This is a genomic window from Teichococcus aerofrigidensis, assembly GCF_054073225.1.
Genome location: NZ_JBSXMU010000001.1, coordinates 41,024 through 56,849 on the forward strand (window position 1 = coordinate 41,024; position 15,826 = coordinate 56,849).

At 69.9% G+C, this 15,826-nt stretch carries 13 protein-coding genes; 4 read left to right on the forward strand and 9 right to left on the reverse strand.

Annotated elements, in window-relative coordinates; translation table 11 throughout:
• Positions 1–70 precede the first annotated feature (70 nt).
• Positions 71–2,023 (reverse strand): AAA family ATPase, encoded by a 1,953-nt coding sequence (locus ACVMLK_RS00210; protein WP_099097335.1) that lies wholly within the window; start codon positions 2,021–2,023, stop codon positions 71–73.
• A gap of 102 nt (positions 2,024–2,125) precedes the next feature.
• On the opposite strand from ACVMLK_RS00210, the gene ACVMLK_RS00215 reads away from it, so the two are divergent.
• Positions 2,126–2,248 (forward strand): hypothetical protein, encoded by a 123-nt coding sequence (locus ACVMLK_RS00215; protein ID WP_457485285.1) that lies wholly within the window; start codon positions 2,126–2,128, stop codon positions 2,246–2,248.
• Between the two features lie 43 nt (positions 2,249–2,291).
• On the opposite strand, the gene ACVMLK_RS00220 is transcribed toward ACVMLK_RS00215, so the two are convergent.
• The 3 genes from ACVMLK_RS00220 to ACVMLK_RS00230 all read right to left on the reverse strand — a co-directional run bounded on the left by ACVMLK_RS00220 (position 2,292) and on the right by ACVMLK_RS00230 (position 7,106).
• A complete protein-coding gene (locus tag ACVMLK_RS00220) occupies positions 2,292–2,663 on the reverse strand; it encodes a DUF6634 family protein (protein WP_099097337.1) in 372 nt (123 codons plus the stop codon).
• A 698-nt stretch (positions 2,664–3,361) separates the two neighbouring features.
• The gene (locus ACVMLK_RS00225; protein ID WP_457485286.1) at positions 3,362–5,122 is read right to left on the reverse strand and encodes a hypothetical protein; all 1,761 of its coding nucleotides are present in this window, start codon (positions 5,120–5,122) and stop codon (positions 3,362–3,364) included.
• Positions 5,123–5,129: 7 nt separating this feature from the next.
• Complete coding sequence (locus ACVMLK_RS00230) at positions 5,130–7,106, reverse strand: SIR2 family protein (protein ID WP_457485287.1); 1,977 nt, start codon at positions 7,104–7,106, stop codon at positions 5,130–5,132.
• A 270-nt stretch (positions 7,107–7,376) separates the two neighbouring features.
• Here ACVMLK_RS00230 and ACVMLK_RS00235 point away from each other — a divergent pair, with 270 nt between their 5' ends.
• Positions 7,377–9,053 (forward strand): hypothetical protein, encoded by a 1,677-nt coding sequence (locus ACVMLK_RS00235; protein ID WP_099095870.1) that lies wholly within the window; start codon positions 7,377–7,379, stop codon positions 9,051–9,053.
• A gap of 40 nt (positions 9,054–9,093) precedes the next feature.
• Here the strand turns inward: ACVMLK_RS00235 and ACVMLK_RS00240 are convergent, their stop codons facing one another.
• Entirely contained in the window at positions 9,094–9,387 is a 294-nt protein-coding gene (locus ACVMLK_RS00240; RefSeq protein ID WP_099095871.1) for a hypothetical protein, read from the reverse strand.
• Positions 9,388–9,636: 249 nt separating this feature from the next.
• Here ACVMLK_RS00240 and ACVMLK_RS00245 point away from each other — a divergent pair, with 249 nt between their 5' ends.
• Positions 9,637–11,565 (forward strand): competence protein CoiA family protein, encoded by a 1,929-nt coding sequence (locus tag ACVMLK_RS00245; protein WP_099095872.1) that lies wholly within the window; start codon positions 9,637–9,639, stop codon positions 11,563–11,565.
• A gap of 221 nt (positions 11,566–11,786) precedes the next feature.
• Here the strand turns inward: ACVMLK_RS00245 and ACVMLK_RS00250 are convergent, their stop codons facing one another.
• The 4 genes from ACVMLK_RS00250 to ACVMLK_RS00265 form a co-directional block, all read right to left on the reverse strand.
• The gene (locus tag ACVMLK_RS00250) at positions 11,787–12,275 is read right to left on the reverse strand and encodes a hypothetical protein (RefSeq protein ID WP_099095873.1); all 489 of its coding nucleotides are present in this window, start codon (positions 12,273–12,275) and stop codon (positions 11,787–11,789) included.
• Between the two features lie 127 nt (positions 12,276–12,402).
• Positions 12,403–12,696 (reverse strand): hypothetical protein, encoded by a 294-nt coding sequence (locus tag ACVMLK_RS00255; RefSeq protein ID WP_141563145.1) that lies wholly within the window; start codon positions 12,694–12,696, stop codon positions 12,403–12,405.
• Between the two features lie 168 nt (positions 12,697–12,864).
• Complete coding sequence (locus ACVMLK_RS00260) at positions 12,865–13,374, reverse strand: hypothetical protein (protein ID WP_141563146.1); 510 nt, start codon at positions 13,372–13,374, stop codon at positions 12,865–12,867.
• Positions 13,375–13,460: 86 nt separating this feature from the next.
• Complete coding sequence (locus tag ACVMLK_RS00265) at positions 13,461–13,994, reverse strand: hypothetical protein (RefSeq protein ID WP_099095876.1); 534 nt, start codon at positions 13,992–13,994, stop codon at positions 13,461–13,463.
• A 619-nt stretch (positions 13,995–14,613) separates the two neighbouring features.
• Between ACVMLK_RS00265 and ACVMLK_RS00270 the strand changes: the two genes are divergently transcribed.
• The gene (locus tag ACVMLK_RS00270) at positions 14,614–15,738 is read left to right on the forward strand and encodes a substrate-binding domain-containing protein (protein ID WP_109517859.1); all 1,125 of its coding nucleotides are present in this window, start codon (positions 14,614–14,616) and stop codon (positions 15,736–15,738) included.
• Positions 15,739–15,826: the final 88 nt, after the last annotated feature.

The window sequence follows — 15,826 nt, forward strand, 5'->3', positions numbered from 1 at the left end:
CCTGGATTGGTTTCGCGCCCCCCTGCCATTTTCATGGACAGCTCTGGCGAGGCGTCCGGGTCGGGGCCGGTCATGGCCGCACCCTCCGGGGGCGGCGACCGGCGCATGGCGGTCGGCAATCCTTCGCGGCCGCCCCGGACGCCGCGACCAGGGCCTCGATCTCGGCGCCCGGCACCGTCTCCTTGGCGACCAGCATGTCCGCCAGACGGCAGATGGCCAGGCCGTGGTGCCGGACCACCGACCGCGTCTCGGCGTAGGCCGCGTCCAGCATCTCGCCGACCCGGCGCGCGACGTCGGGCCGCGCCGCCAGCAGCGCGGGGACACCGGCCGCCTCCGGCAAGCCGCGCCAGACCAGGGCGCCACCGCCCTTGTCGAGGCCGAGCGCGGTCACCGCCGCCGTCGCGAGGCGCGTCGCCGTGGCGAGGTCGCTCTCGGCGCCGCCGCCGCTCCCGGCCGATGCCTCGCCGAGCAGCTCCTCCTCAGCCGCCCGGCCCGCCAGCGCCTCGCGCAGCAATGTTGACAGCGCCGCCCGCGTGACCGTGGTCTGACCATCGGCGGGCTCCGTCCAGAGCACCCGGCCCGCGCGGTCGCCCTGCGCCACGACGGTGGCCGAGATCAGGGCACCCGGCCGTCCCAGCGCCGCCACCACGGCGTGCCCGGCCTCGTGGATGGCCACGCGGCGCAGCACCTCCGGGGCCGGGCGGGGCCCGCCGCCGCGCAACTCCGCCTCCAGGTCCGCCAGGGTCGCCTCCCGCCGGTCGTGCCGCGCCCGCCGCCGCATGCCGCGGACCCAGCGCTCGGCCTCGGCGCCGGTGGACCCGAAGCCCAGCAGCGCGAGGCGCGATAGGTCGGCGCCGGGCAGATCGGTGCCGAGGTGGTGGCGCAGGATGGCGGCCAGCGCCGCCTGGTCCGGCAGCGGCACCCGGATCAGGCGCTCCAGGCGACCCGGACGCAGGATGGCCGGGTCGATGCGGCTGGCGTCGTTGCAGCAGCCCAGGACGACCACGCCCTCGCGTCCGGCGGCGCCGTCCAGTTCCTCGAGGAAGGCGTTGACCACCTGGACCGAGTAGTCGCGGTCGTGGTGGCGGAAGGTGGTGCGGTTGCCGAAGCTGTCGATCTCGTCCACGAGCAGGATGCAGGGCGCCGCCTTGCGCGCGGCCTCGAAGGTCCCGCGCATGGCGCCGAGGGTCGTGCCGAGGTGGCCGTCCTTGGCGCCCTGCCACTGGCCCAGCGAGCCGGTCACCAGCGGCACCCCGCATTGCGCCGCCAGCGCCCTGGCGAAGGTCGTCTTGCCGGTGCCGGTGGGACCGACCAGCACGGCGCCGCGGTCCACGTCGCGCCACGGCAACGCGCCGCGGGCGTAGTCGGTGAGATCGCGCGCGACGTCCTTGCCCCACCGCGCGGCCTCGTCCATCCCGTGCAGGCCGTCGAGCGTCAGCGGGCGGACGGAGAGCCGCTGCGACGCCAGCTCCGCCAGCCGCCGGAGGTAGTCGTCGGCATCCTGGTGGGGCAGCCGGGCCAGCCACAGGTCACCGACGGTGACCAGCCGCGCCACCTCCGGCGGTACGGACGCGGTGACCGGCGCGGCGCCCGTCAACATGGTCGCCGCCTCGGCCAGCGCGGCCGGATCCAGCGGGCCGACGGTCACCGTCGCCGTGGCGGCCCGCAGCAGATCGGATGGCAGGCAGCGGGCGGGCGCCGGGCTGAAGCCGTAGACCGGGCGCCCGCTGGCGACCATGGTGCGGACGGCGCCGTTGCCGTCCTCGGGGCGGTGCCAGCGGTCGGAGCCGTCGCGGCGGAACTCGGCCCAGCTCGGCTCAATCTTGCTGATCCGCCGGTATGGCCGGTCCTGGGCGTCGTCGCCGTCGAACGGTACCTCGTCCGTGCCCTGGATCAGCATGCGCCAGGTCTCGGCGACGGGGACGACCCACTCGGCGTCCGGCACCTCGACCACGAGGACCGCGCCCGGCTCCCGCGCCCTGCCGTGCAGGGTCGGATCGGCCTCGAGCAGGCGCCGGAGCATGGCGTGGGCTGCGGCCTCGGCAGGGTCTTCCAGGCGCACGCGCGATGGCTGGTGGACGGGCGGGGGCGTTGGCTTCCGCGCCTGCGGCGGAACGGGACCGAGGTGGAACGGCTCGTGGCCGATCTCCTCCTCGACGGCTTCGGCCAGCCCTTCGATAGCGAGGTCCAGCGCGTCGCCGGTCAGGGCGGCGGCGCCACCCATGCTGCCGGGCGGCAGGGCAGGTGAGGGGGCGGATGCGGAGGTGCTGGGGATGGGGTTTGGCATGGTGTCACCGCAGGCCCAGGGAGCAGGTCCGGTCGGCGGGCGGCGGCACGACCGGCATGGGCGCGCGCGGGGCGCCGAGGCGATAGAGGCGGTTCAACGTTCGCGCCCAGCCCACGGTCGGCGCGAAGGCCCAAAGGTCTGAGGTCCGGCAGTAGGGGCCGTCCAGCAGCGGATGGCCGGTGACGGCGCCGACAAGGCACATGACCGGGCGCGAGGTCACGGCCCATCCCTCCAGCAGCGGCGCCTCCGACAGCTCCGCCGCCGACGGCATCCCGGCCGCCGCGAGCCGCCGCAGGTCCGCCGCCAGTGCCTCCAGCCTGCTGGCTTCCGCCTCGACGTCGCCGCGCACGGTTCCTCGTTCACCGATGATGAGCATGGTGCCTCCTGTCTCTGATGGGTGGTTGTCGGTGTGTTGGTGGCGGCCCGCGGGAGGGGCCGCCGGGCGCCCTATGCGGGCGCGGGGATGACGACCCAGTGCCCGTTTTCGCGCCCGCCGACGTACCCCGCCGGGCCAGGGGGACCCGGTTCAGTCGCCTCAGGGAAGGGAAGGGCGGTCGTCATACCCAGAACAAAAGCGGAACATCTCGCCCGGCGCAATAGGCATGCGTCGGTGTGATTTGCCAGCAAAGGAGGCATCACCAGCTGCCTTGAGACCGGGTGACAATCCCTCCCGCAAGCCGATCTATCGCCCTGAATCCTTGTGGTTTTCCTTGCAACATTCATGGCGTCGCGGGCCGACACGACGCGTTCGGTGTCGCTGGCTACCGACGGCCATGCCCGAAATCTCGTAGGATCAGATGCCTAGCAGTGGGCGCCGAGTACGCCATTCCAGAGACTGTGCGCCGACCACCGGCCGGGGCGCAGACTCTCAAAACGGCACCAAAAGGCATGTACCTGGGCGCCCATCGTCATTCGGATGCGGCATGTCGCTCCGCGGATCGTGAACAGCGGCTCATCCAGCGAAAACCGCGGTGCGGCAAAACTCCGATCCGGTGGCGCCCCGCGCCTGTGGGCAGCAAGGTTGCACATGGGCTGCCACATGGCCTTCTCATGGCGTCGCCGCAGGGTGCCGCCTCAACCACCCTGTCGGCGCAGGTTCGCGTCCAGCTGAGTGTACCGGGGATCCGTGCTCAGATCCGGATTGGCGTCCAAGACGCGTCTCAGCAGGCGGCGTAGCCCCAGCCCATCCCAGGAGTTCCCCAAGCCATCTGTAATCGCGTCGAGTAGCTTCAGAACGTCATTTGGGAACCGCTCGGGGAGGTCGTTCTCGGCCAAGTTGTGGACAAGGCGGAAGTGCTGGTTGCACCGGACCACCGTGCCCGCGATCAGGTCCACGGCCAGCGGGAAAGCCTCCCCGCTAGCGGCTGCCGCCAGTGCAAGGTTTTCGGAACTGCCCGCGTCGCGCAGGCCGACATCCTTGGGCCAGGCTTCGTCGATCCAGGGGCCAAGTCGGGCTTCCCAGAAAGCCGCTGCCTTCGCCGCGTCATCCGGCATCATGCGGTACAACTGGAACGCGGCGTGGCGGCGTGCCTCCGGATCTGCCGACCGGAGCAGGGATTGGGCTTCCTTTGCCTCGATGAGACCGGGAACCTCGATGCACGCCATCACCAAAAGCGACCAGAGCTGCTCCTTCGAGCGGTGCACCTCGCTGTCGTGATGGCGCAGCGTATCCAGGAGATCGTCCTTGAGCGCCGACAAGACCTTGGGGTGAATGGAACCCCCGGCGATGAAGCCCTTCCACAGGGCCGCGGCCTCGCGGGGTACCGTCCAGCTGAACTTCGGGACCAAGTGCTGCTGCGCCCAGTCCTGCTGTGTCATGAACAGGGCAGTCAGGTGGCGCGCCAGGATCACGCGTCCAAGCAGAAAGCCGTCCCCGCCGCCGGACGTCACCTGACGCAGGCGTAGTTCCGCCTCCGCCGGAATGCCCTGGCCCACTTTCGGTTGGTAGGCAAAGAAGCGGTGCAGGAGCGCCTCGGTCAGGCGCCCCGGCGGCTCGTTGATCGCGGCGTCCAGGGGGCTGGTATCCGGGCCGAGAGAGACAGGTAGCGCGAAGAAGATCGGAGCCAGCCGGTCCCAGAGCTGCCAGAAAAGGTCGGCCGGATCCGCTGCGGTTACTCGCGTGGCTCCCGGAAGCCAGTACCCGATGGCCCAGGCGACTTCCCGGTTCTGGAGGAACGAGTCCGGCGCCTGGAGCAGGAGGGGAGCCATTCGGCGGAACAGGGCGGCCTTGGCACAACCCCGCTTCATCCCGCTGAAGGCAACCAGCGTGGCCTGCCAGGTGTCACCCGGCCAAATCCCCCGGGCCGCGAGCTGCTCGAGCACCCTCGCAGCCGCCTTTGGCCGTGACGGAACCACCTCGCCCCAGAGCGCCATCAGGGATTTTCGCGTGTCGTCGAAGGCGCGGTGCTGGCGGACGGCGGGCTCTTGCAGGAGCGAGACGAGCTCCTCCAGCTTCAGCGCGCGCATCTCCCTCTCCGACACGCCCGCGCGATCAGGCACGCCCAGGCGTTCGAACTCGAACCCGAGCCTCACCGACGACGGCGCTTCCACGGGGCCGTGCGCCGCCTCGTAGGCCGCAAGGAGAGCGGATGCTTCGGGCGGCAGCGGTCTGTCGCCCGCGTCGCGCATCTCGGCCAGCCTCGAGGCGAGCTGCCACGCCCGCCGGTCGGCATCCTCGACATCTGGTGGACCGGCGACAGCCCTCCCGGCCAGCCGGGCGGCGCTTTCCTCGGGCAGTTCCCGCCAGAGCCGCCCCAGGAGGCGCATGCTTTCCGGTTCGTGACGCCTTGACCACAGGATGTCGCCGGACAGCAGGTAGTCGAGACCTGCCGCCAAGCGCGCTTCAGACTGCGTAGGCATCGAGAGCCATCCTCTGAAACAGGACGTAAGGGAGCGCCCGCCAGCGGAGCAGAAGGGCATCCGCCGCCTGGGCGTTCGTTTCCCTCAACGCCTCCATCGAATCCCGCGTCACGTCGATCAACCGCGTCCAGTCCTCGTAACCGCGGGCCTCGGGGCCGGGTCGGACCGGGCGGTACATGACAGGGAGCGGATCGCTGGTTTCGCCCGCCTGCCCCACCAGGGCAAACAGGTCGAGCGCGCGCTTCAGCTGGCTGATCAGGTCATCCGCCACCGCCGCGAGAAAGGCCGTCCGGCCCCGGACTGCCTCGAGCAGGGATTCGAGCATGTCGCCGCAGGCCAGCTCGATGTCGATGGCGACGTGGTCTCCAGCCGTTGGCAGACGGAAGGAGGCGGTTCCTCCAGGAGGCGGCGCACTCGGCTCGAAAAACGGATGGGTGCGCTTGATCCGTGGGATAGGGGCCATCATCCGCGTGAAGTCCTGCCGGGTGACATGGTCGTCCGCCCCGCCCTTGAGGCGCGTCCAGCACGCGTGAACGTCCGCGAGGTCCGCCATGGGCGCGCGGGCCATAGGATGCGCGACCAGGCGCCAGGCCGCCTCCAACCCGGTGTCGAGATGAGGTTTCTCGTTCGGCTTCGCGACGGCACCCGGCGCGGCGGCGGGTTCATCCAAGCGGTCCAAGATCGCCGTCTGCAGGGCGGGGTGAGGGCTGCCACCTTTCAGCACCCAGTCGAGCAGCTCCGGCTTGTCCAGGTGCCGCGTCAGCCAGACCATCAGCTGGAAGTGGGTTGGCGAGACCCAGCGTGCCGCCACGTCCTGGGGGGTCTGGGACACCGACGCACCCGTCGCGGGGAGGCTTGCGCGCACGCCGAGGAGTTGCCACTCCTCGAGCACCGGCAGCCATTGGATCGGGGCAGGCACCTCGGCCTTGGCGAAGCTGAGAACGGCAGCCGGTTCCTCCAGCGCCCAGCGCACCGCCTCCACCTCGTGATCGACGGAGTAGGGGGGGACCGGGATGATGTCGGAGGCCCGCTCGGCCGCACGGATGCGTGCCGTGAGCCCGAACTTCTTCCGCTGCCCCCACTCGGCGAGGGTGTCGTAGAGCAGCGAGTGGTCGTGATTGGGCGCCGCGTACGGGATGGGCTCGACGCCCTTCGCGCGCCACGCCTCCTCCTCCTGGGCCATGGCCGTCGGATCCTGGTAGGGCGCGAATGCCCAGGCTCGTGGCGACGGTTTGGCTGATGACCCAGCAAGCTGACGCTCGGCGGCGAAGGCGTCCATCAGGTAGCGCATCACCGGGTCGTCGACGCTGTATCCCACGAACAGCACCGGGTACTTGGTGAACAGGTCGGTGACGAACCGACTGGCCCAGCGCTCGGTGAGGTATGCCAGCCCGAAGTCGCCGGTGGTGTAGACCAGTGACTGCACCGACGTGTGCTCGCCCGTGGCGCCGGGTGCGATCTTGCCGTGAAGGTAGGCGACGCTGCGCCAACGGTGCTGCTTCGGCACGGGCAGCATGGGCGCGACGTCGTTGGTGACCTCGTAGCCCAGGGCCTTGGCAGCATGGTCGAACTGCGGGTCGAAGTTGGTGGTCACCATGCGGAAGCCGCCGTCCCGCAGCCGGGCCAACTCGAGCACCGCCTTGTGGCGTTCGAACGGCGCCGTGACCGTCAGCACGTCGACAACCGCCTGCCGCACCCGGTTTCGGCCCAGGCGCTGCTCCAGCAGGTGTAGGGCGCGATCGTACTGGTACCCCGTGAGGGCAGCCTGCTCCTGGTCATTTAGGACCTGCCGCAGCGCCCCCGTGACGCTGTTCACCAGTTGGCTGAAGGAAGGCATTCCGGCGACGCCGGGCCCGGTGGACATGGACACACCTGCTCCGCAGAACAGGACCAGTTCCTCGTCCTCCAGGGCGCGCCGGACGGCGTCGGGGATGTCAGGGCCGTCGGCCACGAAGCGCATGGTTACATCCGGTCCCGCCGCGCGCGGGCCTGCCCACCGGCGGGCAGCGGCGCCCGGCGGCGTGCTCCGTCAACAATACAACAAGGATTCAAACCCGGGAGCCCCCACCATCACGACGTGCGTCGTGGCGGGCGTGGCGCCTTGCTGATCCCGCTGACGAGCCTTCTGAAACGTGAAACACCGGCTGGATCGCAGCCGAGAAACGAGGCAGATTCCATGGCAGCGCAGTTGCGGCTTCCAGTCGCCGGACGCTGCCGCCGGAGCTCGCCCATGATCGTCTTCCCCGACACCAACTTCTTCCTGCACCACCAAGATCCGGCAGCTATCCCGTGGGCGCAGATCACTGGGGACGACCACATCAGATTGGTGATCTGCCGCAACACCGCTCGGGAACTTGACAAGAAGAAGTTCGAGCTACAGGGGCGCCCGCAGAAGAGGGCGCGCAAGTACGCGGCTGTCATCGCCGAGGTGGTGGAGACGAAGCAGCCGGTGGAGCTGCGGGCCGCCGATCCAAGGGTGACCCTTGAGATGGCGCCACCGCGCCCTGGGGCTTGGGCAGTGCCGCCTGACCTGGAGGCTCCCTTCATCCTTGGGGATGATGCCTTCGTCGCCGATGTCTTGCACTTCCGCGACGTGATCGGCGAGGACTGCACCGTCCTCACCGCCGACAGCGGGCCTCTCGAAAAGGCGGCGGGCCACGGTCTGCCGGTGGTGCGTACCACGCGACCGGGCTGGCAACTGCCCGACGAGCCGGACACGCGCGACAAGCGGATCAAGGAGCTGGAAAGGCGCCTGGAGGAGATGGAGGGCGATGGTCCAGCCATCGCGGTCGAGGTGCGCCTGCAAGATGCCCCAGCTAGGGTCGTTCCGCTTGATGTGGTGCGATACCCGGTCCTGGCCGAGGAACGGGTAGAGGCTCTGCTGGCGGAACTCCAGGCTCGACACCCGCGGGTGGTCGAGTTCCCCAGGCCAACCGAGGCGGACGAAAAGGATCCGTTCACACCTGCCGCAGGCCAGCCCTTCGACCTCGCGGAACTCGAGGGACCGTTCGACTGGGTTGGGCCGACGGAGAAGCAGCTCGCCACCTACAACACCGCGTACGACACCTGGCTTGAAGAGGCACGCGCCCTCATCGACAACCTGCCGAAGCAGCGGCAGCGGCCGGAGTTCGACGCATCATTCAAATTCTGCCTGGAGAACGTCGGTGTCGCTGCCGCAGAAGGTGTTCGGGTATCCCTGGAGGCAACAGCCGGACTGCTTCTCAAGGATCTCGATGATGGTCCCAAGAAGAAGGCGGCGGGGAAGGCAAATGCTGTTGCGCAGCCTGTTCCGACGTCGCTCCGGCCGCCGCCCAAAGCCCCCGGCTGGCGTAAAATCTACCGAGAGGTGGCCCAGCCGACCCCGGACACTGTGAAGCCGAACAGGACGATGTCAGTTCTCGAGGCCATGCGCATTGCCGAGGCGGGCGGCGCATACGGATCCGCTTTGGCGGAGCACGAACGCATGCAGAAGATCATGCGGGATGCCGGTCTTGGGCCCCTGCCGGGAATGCCTGGCTTGCACGGTAGCGAGATGCTCAGCGGCTTGGGCTACCGCAGTCCAATGGAGGAGTTGCGAGTTCCCGTGGATTCCTTGTTCCCGCGCCAACCCAAACCGCGGGATCCGGAGGATTTCTACTGGCGAGGTGGAGCGCCTGTACGCCTGCAGGCGCGATGGGATCTCGAATGCGAGCTTCTCCGCCATCACGTCCAACCGAGGGTATGGACGCAGGCCGTGGTGGCGCGGCTCGACCGCCTCCCCGGAAACGGCGGCTCGATCCGGGTTGAGGTGCATGCACGGAACCTGAAGCGGCCATTTACGAGGGACGTGCCGGTGCGCATCTCAGTGCGCGATGAGGACACCGAGGCTCTGGTACGCGCAGCGCTTTTCGGCCCTTCAACTGGGTGAAGGGGCGGCTTCCCTAGAGGTGCCGCTTCCTAGCCTCCAATCACCAACCGCGTTCGTAGCGCGGGCCATAACCTTGCTGGTGCCGCCACGCCCGGCGTTGCTCGCGTTCCTGCTCGATGCGCCAGGCTTCGCGCCGCGCGGCCTCGGCGATGAGGGCCTCGTCCCGCTCCCGGCGCCACTCCCGCCACTGCTGGCGCCGCTCCCAGTTGCCGTCGTACGGCCGCTGGTCCCAGTACTGCACGGTCTGGGCAGCGGCTGGCGGGGCAGCCAGGATGCTGGCGGCAGGGGCCGCGGACGCGTTGTGCGCCGCCAGCGTGAGCAGACTCGCTGTCATTGCGGCTGCTGCCGCCACTACGATCCGACGCATCTGAACCTCCACGGTGGGATGCCGAGGCTGGCAAAGTCGCAGGACAGCTTGTCGGCTGTTGGGCTGAACGATGGCCTCCGCGGGGCAGCCAAAGCCATCGCGGGGGCCGACCTGCTCGTCCGGCGGGGCTCCGAACCAGCGAGTTGATGCTATGCTGCCGCCTCCCCGAAGCTCACCGGCGCCATGGACGGACCAACCAGCTGCCAGCCTCCCGCGATGCATGACTTGGACAGGGACGGCACCCGGCTCCCCTACGGCTTGGCCGAGGATGGCCGCCTGGCCCACGTGTCGGAGGTGGCCTCGGGGCTGGCGTGCCGGTGCCGCTGCCCAGGCTGCGGCGAGCGGCTGGTGGCCCGCAAGGGTGCCATCAAGGTCCACCACTTCGCCCACCACGTGGACCGCGCTTGCGTCGGCGCATGGGAAACCACCCTGCACCGGCTGGCCAAGGAGATCGTGCTGGAAGCCCGCGACATCCTCCTGCCGGACGCGGTGGCCGAGGTCGACGGCCTGCGCCAGGACGTCGCCTTCGCCACCGTCTTCCCCTACGAGGCGGCGGAGGCCGAGGTCGACATGGGTGGCCTGCGGCCCGATGCCGTCATCCGCGGCCGGGGCAGGGAGCTGCTCCTCGAGTTCCACGTCCGCCATCCCTGCGGCCCCGAGAAGCTGGCCCTCCTGCGGGAGCGGAACCTGCCCGCGGTCGAGATAGACCTCTCCCGTGTTCCCCGGCACGCCTCCCGTGCCGAGCACGCCGAGCATGTCCTGCGCGCGGCGCCCCGCCACTGGCTGCACAACGCCAAGGTCGCCGTTGAGGAGGAGCGCCTGCGGCGCATCGCGGCGGAGCGGGCGGCAGTCGAGAAGCGGCGCTTGCAGCGGCTCCATGGCCGGATCGCCGACGAGATCGCGGGCGCCTGGGTTGAGCCGGTGAGCCCTGGCCACTCCAGCTGGCGCATCAGGGCCGTGGACGCTGGCTTCGGCGGGTTCGTCGGCCGGGCCGTCCCCGGTGACGGATGCTTCGCGGTAGTCGCCGAGACGTGGCAGGCGGCGTTCCTGGACCATGTCGCCATTGGCGCCGCTGGCCACTGGGTGACGGGCGACGCCGCGCTCAGGACCCTCCAGAAGCGGCAGATGCTCAAGGCGCCGTTCCAGATCCGGCGGAACTGGGAGCCGGAGCTGGTCGCGCACATCCAGGAGCGCGTGCCGGGCTTCCGCCCGCCCCACGAGGTCATCGCCGACTACGCCGACTGGCTGGCGGAGCGCGGCCTGCTGATGCGCGTCCGCCAGGGCTGGGTGGCCGCCCAGACCGTCGGGTGGGAAGCCAGGCAGCGGATGGAGGCGGCGAGTGAGGCGAGGCGCCGCCAAGGTGAACTCCAGGACAAGCTGGGCACCATGCTGAAGGCGGCTGGGCTGCCCTGGGCGGACACGGCAGGCTGGCTGGAGAGGGCTGTCCCCGAGTTCGGTGCGGTGCCTCGTGTGCTGGCCGAGGAGGGCGGCGAGGGCTTCGGGCGCCTCATGCGAAGGCTCGATGAGCTCGAGAGGATGGTCCAGCCGCAAGCCAGTCCGTACGAGGGCGGCTTGCTGGGCCTGCCGCTGGATGCGGTGCGGCTGAGGCGCCGGGACGAGGCGCGTGCCCGGCAGGAGGCCGCACGCCTCGAGCGCGAGGAGTTCGCGCGGCAGGCTGCGGAACGCCGCCGCCAAGAGTCAGGGGACTTCGTGGGCACCCTGATGACACGAGCCGTCGCCTTGATGGGTCAACATGCGGGCACGACCTGGGTCTGTGATGCGGTCAGCGCCGCAACCGGGCTGCCCCTCGACGAGGGGCAGTTCGCCCTGGACTGGCAGGCGAGGAACCGCATCAGCGAGGCGATGGCGGGCGAGCGGGACCGCATCATGGCGACCCGGGAAGCCGAGAGGCGCCGCCTCGACAAGGAGGCGGAGGCTGCCGCCGTTGTGGCAGGCTGCCGGAGCAGGCTGGAGGCGGAGGTGATGGCCCGCTTCCCCGGTCAGCCGGACTGGGCGCACATGTGGCTACGCGGCAAGCACCCCGCATTGGGCCGGTCGCCCTGGGAACAGTGCGTCGACGAACGGACGCTCGAACGCTGCAGGAGCCTGCTCGATGCGGCGCGGCCTAAGGGCAGGCGGCGGTAAGGTGATCGGCACGGGCCGATAGCTTGGAGGGCTCCATTTCCAGCCCCCATGACCGAACATGGGGCACGCTGCTCCGTTGTGGCAGGTCAGGAGGACAACCGATGATCGATCCCACATCCGAGATGGCTCGCCTCGTGGAGAGGGCGAGGCCGTACGTTCCGCAGAGGATTACGCTGGGAACTATCGTGCTTGAGGGTGCCGCACCTCGCCTCGCTTGCGTCTCAGTCGAGCAGCATCCCGATCAGGACGGGGACCACGTGCGGCGGCAAGATGATGTCGAAGGTGCCGCCTTCATGAAGCCGTCCAGAGACGAGGACGAGATCGTTTGAAGTCGGCGAGGCGCTCACCTCGGCGACCATCGACCGGGTCGCGTAGTCATTGATGTTCCCGGCATTGGCGGCCGATCCCATGCCGCTGGACGCCTGCTGGAATGCAGCCATCCCCGCATCGAAAGCGGCCATGTCCGAGCCCGCCACCCGGGTCACCAGGTGCCCGACAGGTGCGGAGCCGAGCGCATCGATGAGCTGATCGCGTCCCCTCGATGTGAACGCGAGCGTCCTGTCCGAGAGGGGAGGATGCCGGAAGGTGATGGCGTAGCAGGGCTCTCGAGCAGTCTCCGTGATGTGCGCGAGGGCGACCCTTGCGCCGATCACGACGCCGGGCCGGTAGGTTCCAGGCTTTGCCGGGGTTTCAATGCTGTCGTCGGCCATGGATGCCATCCGCGAATTCCCGGCAGCCTATAGTCGCTTGGCTCGGGCGGCGACAGGCGAATGTCACAGAGGGTTATGCCGATTTGGCTGTGGCCCGCCGCGTCTCGACGCGACCGCCTATCGGCTCTCATGATCCGATGATGCCAAGGATTCCTGCGCCCAGCTTCCCGGCGTCCTCCTCGCGCAGAACGACGGTGACCGGCTGGAGCACATGACCGGCCGGATGCCGCAGCACCGCTTGGCCGGTCACGCGGACGATGCCGCCGACCCGCTCGTAGGCGAAAGCGAACGCGCCCTCGGGGCCCCGCGACAGCTCCAGCATCCAGGACCCGTCGGCGCCCTGCACCACCGGCGGCTGTCCCTCCGGGCGTGCCAGCGGGGCAGGGGTGTGGCCGATGAACGTCGTGTCCTTGCCGGGCATGCGCATTCCTTCTGCTTCCGCGCACGCCGTCCTTGGTGACCAACGACCAAGCCTTGCTGGCGTGCGGCGGCGAAGGTGGCGCCGACGCGATCGCCGGTCCAATCACAGGAACGGCGCCGCGCGGCGGGACGGAGGCGACGGCCGCGCGACGGCCCGCATGACCGGGCGTCAATCCTTCGCGGACGCCTTGCCGCCGGACGCCTCCATGACGACACGGACCATCATCTCGACGGCCGCCGACCGGCTGCCCAGCCCGTTGTAACTGGCCAGCGTGTCCAGCCATCCGGCAGTCTCGGCGTCTATTCGGATGGTGCGGAAATCCTCTGCCCGGCGCACCTCGTCACGCAGCTTCGCCAGCAGCCGCGCCCGCGTGGCCACGGCGAACTTCTCGGTCACCAGCAAGTCGGGCGAGTGCGGATTCAGCACGTGCCGGGTCAGCCAATCCGCCTGCGCGGCGCCACGTGCTGCGCGCCACGCCGTGCGGCGCACCGGGAATGAATCTGCGAGCGCGTTGTGCTCTTCGTCGGTCGCCTCGGGCGGGAAGGCCAGGATGGGTTCCGGCCCCCCAGCCTCCCGGTACTGCCCGACGCGCCTCAGCACGCCCGGGTGCCGCATCGCCACGCCAGCTTTGGCCAGCCACGCGAAGCAATCGTCGCCGACCTCCTGCTGGAGCAGCATGGCGGCCATCCTCTCACGCCTCGGCGTCGTGCGGCGGCCCATGGTGGTTGTCCTTTCCCCGACGGCGTGGCGGCGGGCAGCCCCGGTTACCCGGCGCCCGACCCATCCCGTTTTCCTTCTGATGACCTCAGGTGCGTGGTCGCGACCCGGGCCATCGCCTTCACCGTCTCCGAGCGGCTCGTGCACCCGAACAGCCTGCGGCCGATCTCGTCCAGCCCGAGGGCCGTCTCCTCGGAAACGCGGACCGTCAGGACAGGGCCACGGGCGATCCGCGCCCGGTCGCGGAGCTTGGCCAGCAGCCGGGCGCGCAGCGCTTTCGCCCGGTCCGGAGGAAGCAGGCAGTCAGGGGAAACCGGGTCCAGCACGTGGCGCAGCAGCCAATCGTCCTCGTGGCGCTGGCGCGACCGGAGAAATCTTTGCCTGGCGGCCTCGCCTATCGGCTCCGACCCGCCGCTGGCCGCGACGGGGCCGCGCGAGTACGCGTGCAGGACGCTCCTGAGAGCGTCCGAGTACAGCTTGGCGCCGTGCGCCCGCAGCCAGCCTTCGAGGTCGAACCCGAACTCGGACCGCAGCAGCCGCAGCAGTTCCTTGTCGCGTTCTGCTATCGGTGGCGTGCCCATGCAGCGCCCAATCCTTGTTTCTCGGCGGACCTCGACGGTGCCAAGGGGCAACGCGAATACCGTGGAACTCCACGGCCAGCAAGCGCCGCCCCACAGGGCGTGGAGCTCCACGGTAAATGCGCAGGGTCAATCGGCCACCGGCGCCGCCGCGTCGGCGTCACTGCGTCCAGGGAAGCCATTCCGGCGCGATCCGTAGTGAAGTTCCGCGCGATCCGTAGGGGAAGAGCCCCGTAACCGACTGATTCCGCGAGCGGAATCGGCTCCGAATCTTGAATAGATTCCAGGGGGACCGCGCGCCGCCGGTTCGGCATGCCTTAGTCGGCCAGCGACGAGGTGCGGCGGCAGGCCGAGAAACAGGGTTGACCGCTCTGGGTTCCGCGCACGTCGTTGGCTGCGCGGAGGCTCCCATCCGGCTTCCGCCAGGCGCGGGCAGGACGGCTGGCAGCCCGCCAGGGCTTCGCTGATGCGCCGTACGCCCGCCATCAACTGGCATCAAATGCCCCTCCCCCGACGGGGAGAGTTCACGGAACTGAAACAGACAGCTTCTTGGCGAGATGATACGACGTTTCCACAAATATCGAACCGACGTTCGATATGCGCGAAGCAGGAGTTCACGGCGATGTCGTCGAAGCCGACGTCCGGCGCCACAGCGGCCGGGACCACGAAGCCAAACCGGGCAGGGGCCTTGGTGCCGCGGGCGGGTAGGCTGCTCGCGCTGGCGGGGACCGCGGCGGCTTTCCTCGGGGTGGCCGCGCCCGCGCAGGCCGAGACCCGAGAGGTCACCCAGGTCACCGGCAGCTCCACGGTGGCCCCGTTCAGCCGGGCCGTCGCCGAGGCGGTCGGTAAGGCAGCGGGCGGGGAGCGGGTCCGGGTGGCCAGCACCGGCACGGTGCACGGCTTCGCCCAGTTCTGCCGCAGCAACGGCCTCGGCAACCCGGACGTGCAGGACGCCTCGCGCCGCATCAACGCGGGCGAGTTCGCCCTGTGCGTGCGGAACGGCGTCAACGAGATCATGGAGATCCCCATCGGCTACGACGGCATCGTCGTCGCCCACCGGAAGGGCCTCGCCTCGCCGAACTTCACGCTGGCTCAGCTCTGGCTCGGCGTTGCCAAGCAGGTGCCGCGGGACGGGCGGCTCGTGCCGAACCCCTACACCTCGTGGCGCCAGATCTCGCCGGAGCTGCCGGACTGGCCGATCCGCGTCATCGGCCCGCCGCCGACCTCGGGCACGCGCGACAGCTTCACCGAACTGGCGATGATCCCCGCGTGCCGCACGGCACCGGAGGTCCAGGCCATCGAGGAAGCCGCCGAGCGGACCCGGGTCTGCTCCACGGTGCGCGAGGACGGCCGCTGGACCGACGCCGGTGAGGACGATCATGCCATCGTGGCCAAAATCGCGAACGGCGCCGACGGCACCCTGGGCATCTTCGGGTTCAGCTTCCTGGAGGCCGCCCGCGACCGCATCGAGGGTTCGATGGTCGGCGGGGTCGACGACACGGTGGAGACCATCGCCTCTGGCCAGTACCCGCTCTCCCGCCCGCTGTTCCTGTACGTGAAGCGGCCGAACATCGACCGCGTGCCCGGCCTCAAGGAATTCCTCGCCGAGTACGCCTCTGATCACGCCCTGGGCCGGGAAGGCTACCTGGCCCGCATCGGGCTCGTGCCGTTACCGGCGGAGCGGCTCCGCGCCATCCAGGACGCGGTGCGCAACCGCGTCATCATGGACCGGCGCCCGGCGGGCTAAGGGCGATGCGCGGCCGTGACCCCCGAGACCTCGACCCCCCTGCCGCTGGTCGGCGCCCGTCGGCCGCCGGTGGCGGTGGCTGCGCCGG